Below are 17669 nucleotides of genomic sequence, written 5' to 3' on the forward strand. Positions count from 1 at the left end.
TTTCCTGTGCCGGCGTTCTGTCAGGAGCTCTCCTGAAATTCCTGAAAGGCATGAAGAGCAGCATTTGGGGACTTGTTTGGCAATATTTGTTTTATGTTCCGGCAAAGGGGCTTAAAATATCGTATGGCGGATGAGATGTCGTTCGCGTGCGGAGCGGATTATGAGCGGAGAAAAGACAGAACTTATAGTACACATTAGCGCTTTCTACGTTAATGTTTCGTGCGGAGCGGATTATGAGCGGAGAAAAGACAGAACAGCCCACCGACAAACGGCTAAGGGAATCCCGGGAAAAGGGCGATGTTCCCAAAAGCACGGAAATTGTTTCTGCTGCCGGCATTATCGGCGCCCTGGTGTATTTTGTTTCCTTTGGTCCCGACATCTATGCCCGCCTTTCCTACGGTATGGAATACATTTTCGTTAACGCTCCGGTAATGGATTTCAGCGAGGCCTTGCCCCGGATGGGGGGGCTTATTGTCAAGATCAGCGTCAGTCTGGTGCTGCCCATGGTGGCTATTGTCATGTCCTGCACTGCAGTGTCTCTCATGGCACAGATTGGCTTTCTGGTGGCTCCCAAGGCGGCCATGCCCAAGCTGTCCAATCTCAGTCCCTCAAAGTGGTTTAAAAAGGTTTTCAGCGTCAAGAACGTTTTTGAATTTGTTAAAAACATTCTTAAGGTTACGGTCCTGACCTGTTCGGTGTATCTGGCAGTAACCAAAAATGCAGAGAATATCTTCAAGCTTCCCAATGCCGACGAGGAAATGCTGATAGTGGTGGCTGCCGAAATGCTGAAGGTGCTGCTCCTTTATACCATTCTGACGTTTTCCGCTATTGCCGCCATTGATTTCCTGTACACCAGGTTCAAATACACCAAGGACCACATGATGAGCAAGGATGAGGTCAAGCGTGAATACAAGGAGATGGACGGCGATCCGATGATCAAGTCCAAAAGAAAGCAGCTGCACCGGGAGCTTCTTAATCAGGGAACCATTAACAAAACCCGCAAGGCCAAGGTGCTGGTGGTTAATCCGACCCATTATGCCGTGGCACTGGATTTTGACCGGGAGTCGCAGCCCCTGCCTCTGATTCTGGCCAAGGGCGAGGGGGAAATGGCGCTCCGGATGATTGCTGTGGCCCGGGAGGAAAAAATTCCCGTGATGCGGGAACCGCCGCTGGCCAGAGCTCTTTTTGCCCAGGGGGAGGAGGGCCAGTATATTCCTGACAGTCTTCTGGTTCCGGTGGCCGAGGTGCTCCGGTTTGCCGCTGAATTCGGGAGGAATTCCTGATGGCCGGCTATCCGCTCCAGGGGCTTAAGGAAATCCGGGAACGCCGGCTTAACGACTGTACCAATGCCCGTATTCTCAAGGCCAAGCAGCTGGAGCAGGCCCGCATGGAGCTTAAAAGCAAGAAGAAGGCTCTGGATGATTATATCGCCTGGCGCACGGAGGAGGAGAAGCGGCGTTACGCCAGGCTTATGCAGGGACGCTATCCGGTCAGCGAGATTCAGAAATTCAATGCCTCCATAAAACAGCTTTATACTGACGAGCTGACGTACCAGGAGGCGGTGCATAAGGCTGAAAAGCAGGTTCAGGAGGCGGAACGGATTTTTCAGGAGGCCCAGGACCTGGAACGGCAGAGCCGGAAAAAGCTGAAGAAGCTGGAGAATCACGAGGAGATCTGGCTTTTCAATGAGAGGGTGCTGCAGGAAAGACTGGCGGATCAGGAGCTGGAGGATTTCCGGGTTAATCCGGACACCGGGATGTCCGGTGACCGAGCGTGATCACGGGGAGATAATATGAACGACAGGAAAAATGAGCCGGTACGGTATGCCGTGGCTCTTGACTATGATGCCGAAAAGGATCCCCTGCCGGTAATACTGGCCAAGGGGGAGGGGGATCTGGCCCGGAGAATGATTGAGGCGGCCCGGGAGGAGAAGATTCCCATTATGAGAGAGGCACCTCTGGCCCGGGCTCTTTTCGAGGAGGGGCGGGAAGACGAATATGTCCCCGAGGATCTGATTCTCCAGATCGCCGAGGTGCTGCGCTTTGTGAAAAGCCTGGAGGATTCCTGAAGCCGTTTTAGGTGCGATTCCTGATGGGGCTTCCCTGATCCTTTTCTTTTCGGGGCCGGTATCAGCACTGGAAACGCTTCCCGTTTCCGCGGCTCTGCAGCGTTTCTATACGGGCATGGCCTGATAGCCAAAGCCGCTTTCCGGAGTGCCGGAGGCGAAATTCAGTGCCTCTTTGTTTTCGGAGGGGCGATCCTCAAGATGCTCCTTCCAGAAGATTACCTGAGCCAGGAAGGCATTGACCCGGTTTTCCAGATCCGTAACTCCGCTAAAGCTGTTGTCGTACCGTTTCCACAGCACGATTTTTCTTAAAGGCTTATGGATGCCGAAGGCGGCTCCTCCGGTTTCCGCCCCCAGAAGCGATACCTTAAGAAGTCTTTCAAGATCTTCCTTTTCCAGCCGGGCGGCATCGGCTATCTCGCAGTACATCAGAAGAGATCCGTCATCGGCATCCGGAGTAAAGGTGATCTCGTGCAGATCGTCAAACAGCAGTGCCACGCTGCCGTCAGCATCGGGCTCCAGTCTGCCGATACCGAGCTTTTCAGAAAAATCTCCCAGCACATCTTCAAATTTCATTGGCGCACGCTCCATTTGTCCCTGTTTTTACTGTTTTGCTATGCCTGCTGTCCAGGGGGCAGCAGGTCTTCCGTTTTATGCCCGGGGTTATGCCGGCTGGGCATTCCCGCTATAGTACTTCGAGAGGATCGGGAAGAGTTCGGGATTATCCTTTATAGTCTTCTCAAAGTTTTTCATGTAGTCATCACTGGGAATATCCCACTCAGAGGCGAACTCCGTGGCGATGCTCTCCAGCAGTTCTTCCTTATCTTTGGATAATGTCTCCTCATAAGGTCCCGAGGCATCCATTATCTCCTGCTCAATATAGTCAAGTGCCTTGCGGTTGGCGCAGAGGGGATTGGTAAGGCGCTGCAGCAGATCCGCTTCCCTGGCCAGCTCCTGGCGCAATGCTTCGATTTCCGGATTTGGCTGGTCAGTGCCGTCTGTTTTCAGGAACATGAATTTATTAAGGTCGAAAACGCCGGTGCCAACTCTGCCGATATCCAGGGAATCAGCGGCATTCAGAATCATGGATTCGATGGTATGGCTCCGGTGCCCGAAAATGCTGTTCTTGACCTCCTTTTCGTAATCCGGCCCCATGGTGTCATTGCCGAAGGCTGTTTTCATGGTCTCAACAGTGATGTTGCCGCTGCTTTCCTCCCAATTATCCTGTCCGCCTCCCTTGCGTCCGGTGTCATGACCGGCGATACCGCACAGAACGGCGTTTTTATCAACCTTGATGCCCTTTTCAGCCAGAATGTTGCACATTACATCTGCAAAAATATAGGCCCGGGCGATATGACCTCTGCCGTGAGTGGAAATTCCCCTTTCAAAGGTCTTTTCATGATTGATATATTTATCCATGATATTAACCAGGAATTTGCGGCGCTCCCCGTCATTCTGCGGCATTTTTTCCATGTTAACCGGTGCCGGGAATTCCTGATAGGGCGGGTACAGATCATTGAATTTCTGGCCGATCTCCGTAGATAGCTGGCTTAAAATGTTCCGTACCGGGCTCTGAATAAGCCGGAAATCTCCAGAATAGGTACTGACATCACGGTAGCGCTCTCCTGACTCCTCCCGGAGATTCTGGGCATTAATGAAGATGTAGTTTATCAGTACCTCCAGGGATCCGACTTCTTCATTGCCGATTCTGCTGCTATTCTTTATTCCCTGAAGCTGACTGAACATCTGCCGCATTTCCGGTCCGTCAAAAAGATTTTTCAGCCTGGTCAGATCTTCCTTGCCTACCGGCGGTTCGGCATTTTTGAGCAGCGTCAGAGACATGAAGGAAATGCGGTTAATTTCGGTCATGGTATCGTCAGGCCCGACTTCACGCCCCTTGTAGGATTCGGAGAGCATGGCGCTGAGTTCCCGGTCCATATCCTTTACGAATGTGACGATCCGGGAGGCTGCCTCCTGCACGGTAAGCGGCGGTTCGGCCCGGGCCAGATTACGGAACATCTCTGCCTGGGCCTGGGCGTTTTTGAGGATCACCCTAACCTCATCGGTGGTTCTTAAGGCCTTGGCGGCTACCACCCATTTGGCTACCTTTGCCTTCTGCACAGTGCTGAGAGATGTTTTTTCCACCTCCCGGAGCAGATCCGCCTTCAGGGTCAGAATTGGATTAATGGTTTCGTCAAAGGCTACCTCGACAATAGACGTCTCCGTCATTACTGCAGTGGTATTCCTAAGCTTATTCGCTATTGCGCTTTCAAATTTTGAGGCAAAGGTGGCCAGGGCATTCCCTTCAAGGCGGAGGGCTCCTGCGGGGAGATCGTTTGTCAGCCATTTGTTATTTGCAATATACTCCTGAATTTTAGCCGGGAGATTATTAAGATAATCCTGTTTGACGGACTCAAGAAGCGCTGTATCACGATGCTCCCTGCTGAATTCCACATCCCGCATCTGCATCCTGGTGCTCTCGTTTGAATCGTCATTATCTTCCCTCTCGCCTACCAGGGTGATCTTGATGCCGTTAACCTTGCCGAACTGCTTCATCTCCCGGATCCGGGCCTCCCGTTCATCTTCGGGGATGTCGTTCACATACAGGCGAATTTCGGCAATATCGCGGCTGGGAATGAGCGGACCGTGAATCTGAGCCTCAATGTACTGAATATTGTCGGGAACAGCCTTGAATGACATGCCGTTCTTTGCATCAATGGCCGCCCGGGCCAGACCGATACTGTCAACCTGACTCATCTGTGTTACCAGAGATTCCACATTGTCATAGGTAGCCATGGCAGACCGGGTGGCCTCGGAATCGCCGAAGCACTTCAGGCAGAGTCCCTTGAAGGCGCTGAACATGGATTCGGAAATATCCTTTTTGGACATTTTGTCATCGGGGTGCTGGGCCAGGTATTCCCTGGCGGCCTTCGTGAAATGCTTCTCAACTGATTGGGGCAGGATTCCCTCCCTAATATTGACAGAAATGGCATCGCTTCCGGTAAGTCTGTCAAGGAAAGATTCGAAGTCCCGGTGCTCTTCTGATTCAGGGTTCTTCAGAGCCTTTATAAGACTGTCGGGAATCTTTTCTCCGAAATTTTTGGCAGTATATTCCGGACTGTTGGCGCCATCCAGAAGCTTATAGAAGTTATCGCGTCTCTCCTTCGCAGTATTTAGGAGTTGTGCATAAATAACCTTTACAACTTTTCATAAGTCTAGCCCTATTATGCTATCATGACAATCAACTGTAACGTTGATATCAATGAGGCTGATATGGTAGAGCTTGACGAGGTTGCAATAGCAACAAAAATTAAAAAGATGCTTCCATTCCTGAATGAATTCCAAAAGCGGATATATCTTGCTTCAGAAGCAGAAATTTTGGGTTATGGCGGTGTTTCGAAAATCAGCAAGGAAACTGGAGTTTCCAGAGTGACCATAAGCTCGGGAATAAAAGAACTCAATTCCCTTGATGGAGAAACATCTGAACAATTGCAAATCAGGCTCCAAAAAGAGCGAGTAAGAAATGAAGGCGGCGGGAGGAAGCGTGTCGAGGAAACGCAGCCTGGGGTAAAGGAAGCCTTGGAATCAATCATAAGTGAAAGCTCCTTTGGTGATCCGCAAAGCCTGCTGAAGTGGACTACGAAGAGTCTGAGAAATCTTGAACAGGAAATGAACCGCAAAGGATTTAATCTCAAATACAGAAAAATTGGTTACCTGTTGAAAGAACTGGGATATAGCCTCCAACTGAATCAGAAGATGAATCAAGTGGGGCAGGAACATCCTGACCGTGATGAGCAATTTAAGCATATCAGCAGCAAGGCAAACTCCTTTCTTGAACAAAACTTTCCTGTGATATCAATAGATTGCAAAAAGAAGGAGAACATAGGAAACTTCAAGAACAACGGTGCAGAGTATGCTCCAAAAGGCACTCCGACAAAAGTTCTTGATCATGATTTTTCGTTGCCTGAACTTGGAAAAGCTGCTCCTTACGGGATATATGATATTGGTCTGAATGAAGGCTTCGTAAATGTCGGAGTAAGTTCGGATACCGCGCAGTTTGCCGTAAATTCAATACGTTCATGGTGGTATGAAATGGGCAAGGAAAGATACCCGGAAGCCAGTCAAATCCTAATAACCGCAGATGGTGGCGGAAGCAATGGATCTCGAAACAGACTGTGGAAATATGAACTTCAGCAGTTTGCAGACGAAACTAAACTGACGATCAGCGTTTGCCATTTCCCGCCAGGAACATCAAAATGGAACAAAATTGAACATCGGCTATTCAGTCAAATTACAAAAAACTGGCGTGGGCGTCCCCTTGTTAGTTTGCAAGTGATAATAGATCTTATTGCCGGAACAACTACAGCGACCGGACTGAAAGTGGTGGCAAAAGCGGATGAAAAACAGTACTCAACTGGAATCAAAGTGTCTGATGAAGAATTTAAATCTTTGAACATAGTTGGTGATGAGTTTCACCCTGATTGGAACTACACAATCAGCCCGAATTTGTAAAGTTTATTTATGCACAGTTCCTTAGCGGAGTGGACATGAAGGAATCGTTTACCGTATAGGTGGAGCGTTTGGCCACTTCAGGCTTCAGTACAATCACCGAGGATCCGTAGCCCTTGTTGGCATCAAAAGCGCCAATCTTGTTGCCCGCAATATTGAGGGCTCCGTACAGGGGGCGCTCATTTGCGGAGACCTCATGTCCCTTAAGCTCCGGGAACAGCACCTTTTCCGTGGAGTCCCGCTCATTAAGATAGCCCAGTCCCTTAGGGTTACTTCCCTGGTCGTGGAGATGGAAAATGTTGACCATGGGGTCGTTAGGACGCTGCAGAATCGAGTTCGGTCCGCCAATAAGAAACTGGGTGTGGATATTGATGGTAAGCTCGGAGCTGCGAATCGCATTGCCGATTTCCTTGACGGTAATGCTGTCGAGCTTTCTGTTCTTGAGCCTGTCATCTGCGGCAAGCTCCGAACGTTCCCTGACGGTGGAGCTGGAGGCTGCGATTTCCGCCAGAGAAACCAGATTGGCGGCGGAAATATCATTGGCATGCACGGCGGTTCCGGCATTTTCGATGCTGCCGAACCGGTGGCTCAGGGATTCGGGGCTTTCTGCTTCCGGGAGGGGATTCTCATTACTGGCAGCCTCCTGGGAAATCTGCTCGTTTATGGAACGGTTGCTGATTTCTCTGATCACGAGAGCCTGGAGATCGAAAAGCTGTTCTGCGGCTGTCCGGGCATCTGCGGCGTTAGGATTGCAGCGTCCCTCCCGGATAAGCGCCGTCTGGAGAAGATCCATTTCTGCTGACGAGAAGGTCTGAAAAACCTTTGCGAGCTCCGTGTTTGAGAGCTTTTCCACTGCGGCGGTAAATGTCCATGAGCCATCGGCCTTTTGATTTTCGGTAAGCTGTCCCAGAGCATTCAGCCGGTCATAGTGAGTGGTAAGAGCCTTGAGATTTCCCAGAAGGATCCTGGCGTCCAGCCTGTCAGCCTGTCCGGTCAGGGTTCTGAGCACGTTGTCGGCAGATCTGGCAATCCCCTCCCTGCCCCGGGAGATTTTGGTAGCCTGGGAAAAACCGGCAAACGGAATACTGGCGGACTTGATGGTGTCCAGCCGGATCGGTGCAGATTTTCCAAGCTTTACCTGATGATTTCCGTAAACTCCTGTAGCTTCGTTTATGCCGCGACTTGCGAGCTCCTGCCTTACTGCAGGATCCATGATGATGTCTGTCATAGCTGAGTCCTTTAAGTATCTGAAAACTGCTGAGAGGTCAGTTTTCTGTTTGAAAGCGTTATTAGTCAACTGTTATCTATACGCTGTAAAACGGCGCCAGTTACAGCCGGCCTTCAGGAATTTGGCCTGTGTCGCGAAATTCAGGTGTCATTTTTTAAGAGAATCAGCCGATCCCTATGCGAAGCCTTTTCCGGGAGCAGTGATGAAGATACCGGGCTTTCATCTCTTCCGGAATATCTGTATTTACGTCAGTAAATAAGCGCTGCTTCCCTGTTTAAAGGTTATCACTTCTTCCGCATAATCAGCGGGAATTTCCGGTGTTTTGAAACCGATTTCCGGGAAGAGGTCACTATTTTCAGCAGTCCGGAATATGATGGGGATCCGGACGGTATTTCATTTGACAATAGCTTAATCAAAGCTATTATAGGAAGAAATTTTTTCAGAGGCCCCCATGTCCGATACCACCCTGCAAGACGCCGCGAATCCTCACGAGAAGGCGGACGCACTCAGAAGGCTGATTAACAGATACAGCTACGAATACTACACCCTGGACGATCCTTCAGTTCCCGATGCGGAATACGACAGGCTCATGCATGAACTCCGGGATCTTGAGCGGGCTTATCCGGAGCTGGACACCCCCAATTCCCCCACTCATAAGATCGGCGGGCCGGTTCTGGAGGATTTTAGGAAGGTGGTGCACAAATCCCGGATGCTGTCTCTGGATGATATTTTCAGCGACGGTGATCTCCAGGATTTTGTAAACCGGGTTTCCGCAGGGCTGGGGATGTCCGAGGCGGATATTGAGTTCTGTGCCGAGGTCAAGCTGGACGGACTGGCCTGCAGCATTATTTATGAAAACGGCGAGCTTGTGCAGGCGGCCACCAGAGGAGACGGGCAGGTGGGTGAGGATGTCACCAGCCAGGTGCGGACCATCCGCAATGTGCCCCTGGTGCTCCACGGCAACGCTGTGCCGGAGTATCTGGAGGTGCGGGGCGAGGTTTACATGCCCCATGCCAGCTTTAACGCCCTTAACGAAGAGGCCCGAAAGGCCGGATCCGGCGGAAAGAACCGGGTGTTCGCCAATCCCCGCAATGCAGCTGCAGGGAGTCTCAGGCAGAAGGATCCGGCTGTTACCGCAAAGCGCGGTCTGACCTTTAACTGCTACTTCGTGCCGGAATGCCGGGGGGCGGTGCTGCCGTCCCGGCATTCGGAGCGTCTGGAACTGGTGCATAGCTGGGGCATTCCGGTAAATTCCGAAGTCCGGGTGGGGAAGGGGCTTAAATTTCTTAAGGAGTTCCACAGGTCCGTTCAGGAACGGCGGATGGATCTTCCCTATGACATTGACGGGGTGGTGTACAAGGTCAACAGCACGGAGCTTCAGGATGCACTGGGCTATATTTCCCGGTCTCCGCGCTTTGCGGTGGCTCACAAGTTCCCGGCCCAGGAGGAGATTACCACCGTCAGGGCAGTGGATTTTCAGGTAGGGCGCACCGGGGTTGTTACGCCGGTGGCACGGCTCACTCCGGTGACAGTCGCCGGAGCCACTATCAGCAATGTGACACTTCATAACGCTGACGAAATCGAAAGGCTGGGGCTCCGGATCGGGGATCATGTTTCCATAAGAAGGGCTGGCGACGTTATTCCCCAGGTGGTGCGGGTCATTGCCGGGATGAGAACCGGTGCCGAAAAGGAAATTGTCTGGCCCAAGGTCTGTCCGGTATGCGGCAGCAGTCTGGAGCGGCTACCCGAAGAAGCGGTAACCCGCTGCACCGGAGGACTTTTCTGCAAGGCGCAGCAGAAGGAGGCCATCATGCATTTCATTTCCCGTAATGCCATGAACATTCAGGGGCTGGGGGACAGCTTTGTGGATGCCTTTATGAAGGCCGGTATTCTTTCCGGTATCAATGATATCTACCATCTTACCGTGGAAAACATGGCCGAGGTACCCTACGGGGAACGGGGCAGCGGGGAAGGGGACCCAGAGACAGCTTCCGCCGGGACTGCTGCTGTTTCCGGAGAGAATGAAAAAGGGGAGATCGATCTGTTTCTGGAAGCCGAGAAAAGAACGGCCACTGTTTTGAAGGTCGGCGTCAAAAAGGCAGCCACCATCAGAAAGAATATTGAGCAAAGCAGGCACTGCACTCTTAACAGGTTTATCTATGCCCTGGGAATCCGGGAGGTGGGAGAGGCCACAGCGCTGACACTGGCCCGCCGCTATGCCTCTATGCATGAGCTGGAACAGGCTTCACTTGCGGAGCTTATGACCATTCCCGATATCGGGATCGTCAGTGCGGAGCATATAGTCAATTTCTTTAAGGAAGAACACAACCTTAAGGTTATCAGAGATATTTTCAGTGTCTGGGGACAGGAGCCTGAGAGTATCAGACAGGAGGCCCGGGATCTGGAAAAGCTTTCCGGAAACGCGTTTTTCGGGAAAACCGTGGTGCTTACCGGCACGCTTTCCCGCAAGCGTTCCGAGGTCAAGGGCGAGCTCGAGTCCCTGGGGGCCCGGGTCAGCGGTTCCGTGTCCCGCAAAACGGATCTGGTAGTGGCAGGAGAAGCCGCCGGCAGCAAGCTTGATGATGCCAGGAAGTACGGCATTGAGGTTATCGGGGAGGAGGAGCTGGCAGGAAGACTGGCTGCCGCTCACGAGGCCATAGGAGCTGAGCGGCTTTAGTTCCTTTATGGCAGTCTTCAGCCAGTTTTGGGGATCCCCGTTCTATGAGTTTTTCGGAAGATTTTGATTTTTACAGCAGTCTGACAGCTGCAAACCGGACTTTGAAGCTTCTTCGTGCCGACAATGCTCCTCTTATCATGGCGTTTCTGAAAAACATTTTTCAGAATGAATCCGAGGTGGACTATATCGAGGCCCGGGAAAAGCTTAATGAGTTTTTGGGAGATCTCCGGAGATCCGCCTCCGGAGACGGTGAGGCCGGGGTTTCCGCTACGGCGTATTTCCGGGAGTGGCTTCGTAATGGCTGGATCCGGGAGCTCAACAACAGACTGACTATGACTGATGCGGCTCAGAAGGCCCTGAGCATCTGCAATATGCTGAACTCCCGCATTGTGTCCACCTCTGCCACGCATCTTCAGATCCTGCAGACGGAGATTCAGAAGCTTTTTATCCAGCTGTCCTCCGACAAAAAAGAACGGATTAGAGAGCTCCGGGCCCGGAAAAAGGAAATCGAAGACGAAATTGAGCTTATCAGATCCGGAAAGGATGCCGAGCTTACCCCGCAGGAGCAGCGGGAGAAGATCCGGGCGGTCTACGATCTGGCCAGCAGGCTCCCGGAGGATTTCCGGCGGCTGGAGGAAGAATCCCGGGATGCCGACAGGCAGATTCGTATCAGAATATCCGAGTCCCGCTATACCAAGGGAGAAATTCTCGGAGCGGTGCTCCGGGACGAGAGGGAGCAGCGTCTTACCGACTACGGGGCTGCCTACGAGGGGTTTATGACTCTGCTTTCCGATAAAAATACCACCGACAATTTCACCCGGCAGCTTCAGAGCATTCTCGACAAGCCAGTGGCCCGGAATCTCACGGAGGAGCAGCAGTTTTTTCTCCGGAATCTGGTGGACCGGCTGAATTTTGAGAGCAGCCGGGTTATCAGAATCCGGCAGCGCATTGATGAAAACATCCGCATGTATGTGGAAAGCGCCGGCTTTGAGGAGAACCGTCTTATGGCAAAGACGCTCCGGAAGCTGGAAAAGCTGGCTCTTAATATGAAAAACGTCAAAAACGTCACGCTGACCCGGGCGGAAATCAATCTCTGTATTGAAAACAGCGACGTTACCGTAAATTCTGTTGAGGGAATCCTGCTAAGGGAACCGGTGAGCCTTATAGACAATAACAGCTGTCAGGTTCATGAGAATTCCCGGGAGCTTTCCCAGGATGTGCTCGGCATGCTGGACACGGTGCGTATGAAGGATATCCGGCAGCGCGTGTTCCGGGGGCTCAGATCCCGCCGGGGAGAGGTTTCCGTAGCGGAGATTATTTCTGAAAATGCCGTGCATTACGGGCTTCAGGAGGTGGTGGCCTATGTGAGGATCTTCCACGAGATGAAGGCCCGGGTGGTTCCTGAAGTATATGACGTGATTGAAGTTGATGACAATAAGCACCGGGGCGGCCGGCTCAGAATCAGACTTCCCCGCCAGGTGGTGGATGCCGGACGCTGACAGGACGCCCGCAGAATCAGATTATCAGGACAGGAATCAGGCAGTATGAACAGTGTTTTTTCTTCTCATGAGGCCCCGGAATCAGGATCCGGAGAGGCTCCCGGCTTTCCGGAGGAGGCACCGGGCTTTTCCGGGGACGGCGATGAAGGTGGTTTTTCCCGGGAGATTCGCAATCTCATTGTAACTCTCATGAAATCCGGCTGTCTTACCGCCGCCGATGACGAGGCTCTTTACGGGCTTTATCTCCGGAACCGCCGCCTCGTTAACGGCTTTCTGGCCAATATCAATCTCCGGACGGTGCTGGACGAGACTGAGGGCATCCTCTATATCGGAAACCTGGTGCGTGAGGAGGCGGAACCGGATGCCGCTTCTGGTACCGGAAAGCGGGCCCGGGGGGACTCCGGGGATTCCTTTCTTATCACTCCGAGACGGCTTTCCGCCTTTGATTCAGTGGTGCTTCTGCTCCTCCGGGAATACTATCACCGCCGGCTCTCCGAGGGGGAGACCACCATTGTTATGGATGTGGATCAGCTGGAGGATCTGCTGGTGCCTTTTTTCAGCGATTTTCAGGCCGGAAGCCGCAAGGACCGCATGAAGACCAACGGCGCTCTCCGGCGCTTTCAGGAACGGCGGCTTATCAGAATTCTGACCTCGTCCGAGGGGGATCGCATTCGCATAAACCCCATTATCAGAACCGTTATCAGCCTGGATTTTCTGCACAGGCAGCTTGAGGCCTACCGGGAATTCTACGCTGCGCATGGCGTCAGTGTCACCGGGAGCTCTGAAGACGAAGCCGATTCCGGGGATGATCTCTGACAGAGGACGGGGTTTCGGACGGCCCGGGAACCAGAGCATTATGCCGGACGCCGGCAGCACAGCTATCAGCAGACAATGACAAATTAAAAGAGAACAGTAATGGATATTGAAAACACCGGCGGAACTGCCCAGCATCCGGATACAGACTTTGGCCTGGAAAATGCTGCCGCATCTTATGCTTCAGAGGAGGCTGGCGTTCCGGAAACCGGCTCCCCAGGTCTCCCTGAACGGGATCAGATCCGGCTCTCCCGGCTTTCGGTATTCAACTGGGGCTCCTTCAGCGGCCTCCATACCGTAACCATTGATGGTGCCGGTACCCTGATTACCGGTGAAAACGGCGCCGGCAAGTCCACCATGATTGACGGCCTCATGATTCTCCTGAGTTCCGCAGGCAAGGCGCAGTTCAATATCGCGGCCTCTCAGGGGGATCGTTCGGACCGGTCCCTGGTCTCCTATATGCGTGGCAATTACGGCAGTACCTCGGATGAGGAGGGGACCTATGCCCGGGCCATGCGGGAGGATTCTACGGTTTCGGTGCTGGAGGCCGTATATGAGCACACCATGAAGGACGAGAAGGTAGTGCTTCTGGCGGTGTTCTATCTTCCCGGCAAAACCACCGCTCTGGCCGATGTGAAAAAGCTTTATGCGGTGGCGGAGGAGGAGATCCCGGTTCCTGATATTATCCGGGAGTTCAGTCAGAGTGACAGCCGGGCTCTCAAAACATACCTGAAGAGATTCCGCGGAATCCGTATCTGCGATGACAGCTTTACCGAGTATCTGACCTGTCTCAAGCACCGCCTCAATATTCAGAACGACAATGCCCCGGCGCTGCTGTCCCGGGCTCTCGGACTCAAGAAAATCGACAACCTCACCAGCCTGATCCGGACATTGGTGCTGGAGCCCTGCGATGTGGCAGAAGATGTCCGGAATGCACTGCGGCAGTTCGATGATCTGGGCCGTACCCACGATCGGCTGGTAGATGCCAGAAATCAGCAGGCGGCGCTGCGGGATCTGCCCGGTGAATGCCAGACTATGGAAAGTCTCGCCGGCGAAAAGACGGTTCTTCAGGGGGTTACCCGGGAAATTCCGGCTTTTGTTGCCGGCTTTGGCGTGAGCTTCTATGAGGCCCGGCTAGTGCAGATTGACCTGGATATCAGAAAATACGAGGATATGCATGCCCGCCTGAGAACCCGGCGTGACAATGCGCAGCAGGAATTTATTGATTACAGCTCCAAGTACAGCAATGCCGGCGGAAGCAGCATAAGCGGCATTGAGCAGAAGCTCCAGGAGGAAAACTCCAAACGGGAGCAGATTTCCGGGAACTGCCGGAAATACAGGAGTCTGGCGGAATTTCTGGATCTTGGCATGCCGGAAAGCGCTGAGGATTTTTACCGGAACCAGGAGGCTTTGGCGGCGCTCCGGAAGAACCAGGACGAAAAGGATGAGAGTCTGGCCGACCGCCTGGGCGAGATCTCGGGAAACAGCAAAGCGCTTTCAGCCAGAAAGTCCGATATTGAAAAGGAGCTCCGGGATCTGGAAAAGCATCCGGAATCCAACGTGGACATCCGGTATATCCGGTTCCGGGATGAAATGGTGCGGGATCTGGGCATTCCGGCCTCCCGGCTGGTTTTTCTGGCAGAGCTCATGGAGGTCAGGGAGAGCCAGAAGGAATGGCGCGGGGCTATTGAACGGGCGATCGGGAGCATGCGGCAGATTCTCCTGGTGAGCCGGGAGAGCTACCGGACTATCACCGCCTGGGTGAATGGCCGGCACAATAACATTCATGTTAAGCTGCAGGTGGCCGATGGCACGGTCCGGGCAGATGACGATTTTGCTCCGGACGGCTTTCTCTCAAAGCTTAACTGGAAGGATCATCCGTACACGGACTGGCTGCGCTCCTTTCTGAAGGGGCATGATCTGACCTGTGTGGACAATGTGGAGCAGCTGAACGACACCGAGTTTTCGATAACCAGAGAAGGGCTGATCCACCGCCGGGAGGGCTTCTTCGAGAAAAATGACCGGAGCGAAATCAATGATCCCCGGAACTGGTATCTCGGTTTTTCCAACCGGGAACGTCTGGACATGCTAAGGAGTGATCTTGCTGCCTTAGAAAAGGAGCTTAACCGGCTTACCGCCTCCCGGGCCAGAATCAAGGCAGAACGTGAGAATATCAGACTGGTTCTGAAAAAAATATCCGATCTGGAGGCCTTTGATTCCTATGCCGCTATTGATCTCGGCTCCCTGGAGGAGATTATCAGGGGGCTTGAGAAGAGACGGGACGAAATTCTGGGGAACCAGGATCTGCAGCATTTCCGGCAGCTTATGGATGATGCCAGACTTCTTCTGGAAAGCATCAATAAGGAAATCAGTGATGTCGATTATCAGCTGAGAACCAGCCAGGAGTCCCGGAAGCGTTCCGAAGCCTCTCTGGCCGCTTTCTGGGAAGCCTGGAAGGAGGTCAGCGGCGAGGCTATTGGAATTCTCAGAAAGAAGATGAAAAAGCTGGATCTTACCGCGGATAATGTGTTCGAGGATAAAAGCGTCCGCCTGATTCAGGAGGACCTGAACTCCGATCAGGTACTGCTGGAACAGCGGTTCAATGCGGCAAAACTGCGTATCAGCAGGATTATGACGGCCTTCAAGTCAAAAGAGGCCTGGACCTACATTACTGCCGAATGGAGCACGGATCCGGATCCTGACAATATCAGTCTCTATCTCCGGCATCTCGAGAAGATCGAGAAGGAGGGGCTGCCCGCTCTGGTGGAGGAGTTCCGGGAGAAGCTCAATACCGAAACCTCCCAGAGCGTTTTTGTCATACAGAGCAAAATCAATTCGGAAATCCAGAATATTGACAACCGCATTATGAAAATCAACCGGGTGCTGTCCAAGGCGGAATTCCGGCAGAACTCCTTCCTGAAAATCATTCCCGAGAAAAACCGGGAGTCTCCGGCGGTGGAACGGTTCAACCGGGCGCTCCGCAGGGTGGGCAGTCTGATAACCGATGAGAATAACGAGAGGCGCTTCGAGAGTCTGCGGGCTCTGATGGAGATCCTGAACAATGCCGTCACCCATGACAAGCAGTTTGAAAACCGGCAGCTTCTGGATCCCCGGCTGCGGCGGGAGTTTGTGGCGCAGGAGATCGACCGGAGAAACGGCCAGGTGCGGGATGTGCTTAAGTCCAGCAGCGGCAAGTCCGGCGGTGAAAAGGAAGCCTTTGCCGGGGCGGTGGTGGCGGCTTCTCTGGCCTATGTGCTGACCCCGGACAATGCGGACGTGCCGTCCTACTGCACCGTGTTCCTGGATGAAGCCTTTTCCAATACCTCGGATCGGGTAAGCGAAAGGGTACTCCGGATCTTCCGGGAGCTCCGGCTTCATATAAATCTCATCACTCCGTTCAAGAACATTGATATCGCCCGAAATTATGCCAGATCCCTGCTGGTGATGACCCGGAATGAGGATACCAACGAAAGTGCGGTGCACGAGCTTACCTGGGAGGAGTACGAGGATCAGCAGAGAAAGCGGCAGGAGGATGCAGAAAATCAGGCCTCCTCCTTCGGTATTTCAGCCACGGAGCTTTCCGGGAATGCTGACAGCGGGGATGCCGGAAGATGATTCTGCCCCGGGAAGCGCTGGAGCGCATTGCCAGAAACGAAATTCTGAACCGCGGGAATCTGGTTAAAAGACTTACCGGCGAAAGACCCTTTCCCCTGGAAATAAGTCTTCAGGTTCCGACCCAGAAGGAGATTGTTGCCGACATCGGAGCCTACCGTGACTTTATCCGGCTCTGGCGGGAGTTCCGGTTTCAGGAGCTTCTTAGGCGCCGGAATGTGGAATACCGGACGGTGAACGGTGAGAATGTTCCGGCAAGGCTGGTGCTCCGGGACTGGGATGATCTTATGAAGGTGGCCAGCGACCGTCAGCGGCGGGAGATTCAGGTCTTCAGGAGAAGAACGGAGAAGCTTGGGGAGCTTTCGGGCTGCGATTCGGCGGTATTCTGCCGGCTCTGGCGGGATCTCTGGGATCTTCCCGAAGAGGATTTCCGCTATCTCTGCATTCTCTATCCTCAGCTCCGGCCGAGCCTGGGACAGGGGAGGGTTTTTATCCGGGCTCTGGATGTCAGCGGCATTGACACAAAGTATATCGAGAATCATGAGACTCTGATCTGGAATGTGATCCGGGCGGTGGCTGCTTTTCAGGGACAGTCTCCGGAGGCGGCTTCCCTTTATGACTATCTGGGGGTGCTTCCCAAGCCGGCAAACTTTATTTTTATGCGGCTCATGGATCCGGCTCTGGCTTCCGGAATGCACGGCTATACCCTGTTCCGGGTGACGGCAGAAGAGCTCAGGCGCAATCCGCCGCCGGGACACGGTCTTATCGTGGTGGAGAACGAGCAGTCCGGCTATATGCTGCCACCGCTCCGGGACACCGTGGCCATCTTCGGCACCGGCAAGAATCTGGAGTGGGCCCGGAACTCGTGGATTCGGGACGGCCGCCGTACCGTATACTGGGGAGACGTGGATTCCTGGGGCTTTCAGATGCTGGCAGAGTTCCGGAGGAACTGCGGTATGATGGTACCCTCCATTTTGATGCATGCCGATCTTCTGAAAAGCCATGCTGCAAAGATGGCCGTGGAAAGGATGGCTGCCGTTCCTGACGGGGACTGGCTGACCCCGGAGGAAAAAGGAACCCTGAAGATGCTGGCGGATCCGGAGTTTCCGGGTAACAGACTGGAGCAGGAAAAGATCGATCAGCAGCTGGTCAGGGGAGAACTGGGGAAATATTTTGAGCTCTTGTAGCCGGGGACTCCTGTTCCGGTGGCGGCGACAGAGATTTTGATAAGTCCCGGAAATTCCAGTTTTCAGGGAGCCCGGGACA

Annotated in this window: 12 protein-coding genes; 9 read left to right on the plus strand and 3 right to left on the minus strand. The window is 53.1% G+C overall.

The features are described 5' to 3' along the window. Positions 1-233 precede the first annotated feature (233 nt). From sctU to F557_RS0110375, 3 genes are read left to right on the plus strand one after another with little or no spacing between them, the layout of a single operon-like run. The gene (gene sctU / locus F557_RS0110365; RefSeq protein ID WP_019002155.1) at positions 234-1283 is read left to right on the plus strand and encodes a type III secretion system export apparatus subunit SctU; all 1050 of its coding nucleotides are present in this window, start codon (positions 234-236) and stop codon (positions 1281-1283) included. Continuing rightward, a complete protein-coding gene (gene sctO, locus F557_RS0110370) occupies positions 1283-1777 on the plus strand; it encodes a type III secretion system stalk subunit SctO (protein WP_019002156.1) in 495 nt (164 codons plus the stop codon). Before sctU ends, sctO begins: the two co-directional genes overlap by 1 nt. Positions 1778-1792: 15 nt before the next feature. Beyond that, positions 1793-2068, plus strand: a complete 276-nt coding sequence (locus F557_RS0110375) for an EscU/YscU/HrcU family type III secretion system export apparatus switch protein (protein ID WP_019002157.1) — start codon at positions 1793-1795, stop codon at positions 2066-2068. 105 nt (positions 2069-2173) lie between these two features. On the opposite strand, the gene F557_RS19615 is transcribed toward F557_RS0110375, so the two are convergent. Further along, positions 2174-2641, minus strand: a complete 468-nt coding sequence (locus tag F557_RS19615; protein WP_019002158.1) for a type III secretion system chaperone — start codon at positions 2639-2641, stop codon at positions 2174-2176. A gap of 87 nt (positions 2642-2728) precedes the next feature. Further along, on the minus strand, positions 2729-4954 hold the full coding sequence (locus tag F557_RS0110385; RefSeq protein WP_019002159.1) for a hypothetical protein: 2226 nt from the start codon (positions 4952-4954) through the stop codon (positions 2729-2731). Between the two features lie 384 nt (positions 4955-5338). On the opposite strand from F557_RS0110385, the gene F557_RS0110390 reads away from it, so the two are divergent. Continuing rightward, positions 5339-6577, plus strand: coding sequence for an ISAzo13 family transposase (locus F557_RS0110390; RefSeq protein WP_019002160.1), 1239 nt, complete (start codon positions 5339-5341; stop codon positions 6575-6577). Positions 6578-6584: 7 nt separating this feature from the next. Here F557_RS0110390 and F557_RS0110395 read toward each other — a convergent pair whose 3' ends face one another. Further along, positions 6585-7802 (minus strand): DUF3626 domain-containing protein, encoded by a 1218-nt coding sequence (locus F557_RS0110395; RefSeq protein ID WP_019002161.1) that lies wholly within the window; start codon positions 7800-7802, stop codon positions 6585-6587. A 451-nt stretch (positions 7803-8253) separates the two neighbouring features. Between F557_RS0110395 and ligA the strand changes: the two genes are divergently transcribed. The 5 genes from ligA to F557_RS0110430 all read left to right on the plus strand — a co-directional run bounded on the left by ligA (position 8254) and on the right by F557_RS0110430 (position 17590). Beyond that, positions 8254-10479, plus strand: coding sequence for an NAD-dependent DNA ligase LigA (ligA, locus tag F557_RS0110405; RefSeq protein ID WP_019002163.1), 2226 nt, complete (start codon positions 8254-8256; stop codon positions 10477-10479). Between the two features lie 44 nt (positions 10480-10523). After that, positions 10524-11978: a DUF3375 family protein gene (locus F557_RS0110410; RefSeq protein WP_019002164.1), complete on the plus strand. Its 1455-nt coding sequence runs from the start codon at positions 10524-10526 to the stop codon at positions 11976-11978. Positions 11979-12023: 45 nt separating this feature from the next. After that, positions 12024-12794: a DUF4194 domain-containing protein gene (locus F557_RS0110415; RefSeq protein ID WP_019002165.1), complete on the plus strand. Its 771-nt coding sequence runs from the start codon at positions 12024-12026 to the stop codon at positions 12792-12794. Between the two features lie 99 nt (positions 12795-12893). Continuing rightward, complete coding sequence (locus F557_RS19620) at positions 12894-16406, plus strand: ATP-binding protein (RefSeq protein ID WP_019002167.1); 3513 nt, start codon at positions 12894-12896, stop codon at positions 16404-16406. Continuing rightward, a complete protein-coding gene (locus tag F557_RS0110430; protein WP_019002168.1) occupies positions 16403-17590 on the plus strand; it encodes a Wadjet anti-phage system protein JetD domain-containing protein in 1188 nt (395 codons plus the stop codon). The genes F557_RS19620 and F557_RS0110430 overlap by 4 nt, the downstream gene beginning before the upstream one ends. The last annotated feature ends 79 nt before the right edge of the window (positions 17591-17669 follow it).

The sequence above is a fragment of the Succinimonas amylolytica DSM 2873 genome (assembly GCF_000378405.1).
In the GTDB taxonomy this organism is placed as follows: Bacteria; Pseudomonadota; Gammaproteobacteria; order Enterobacterales; family Succinivibrionaceae; genus Succinimonas; species Succinimonas amylolytica.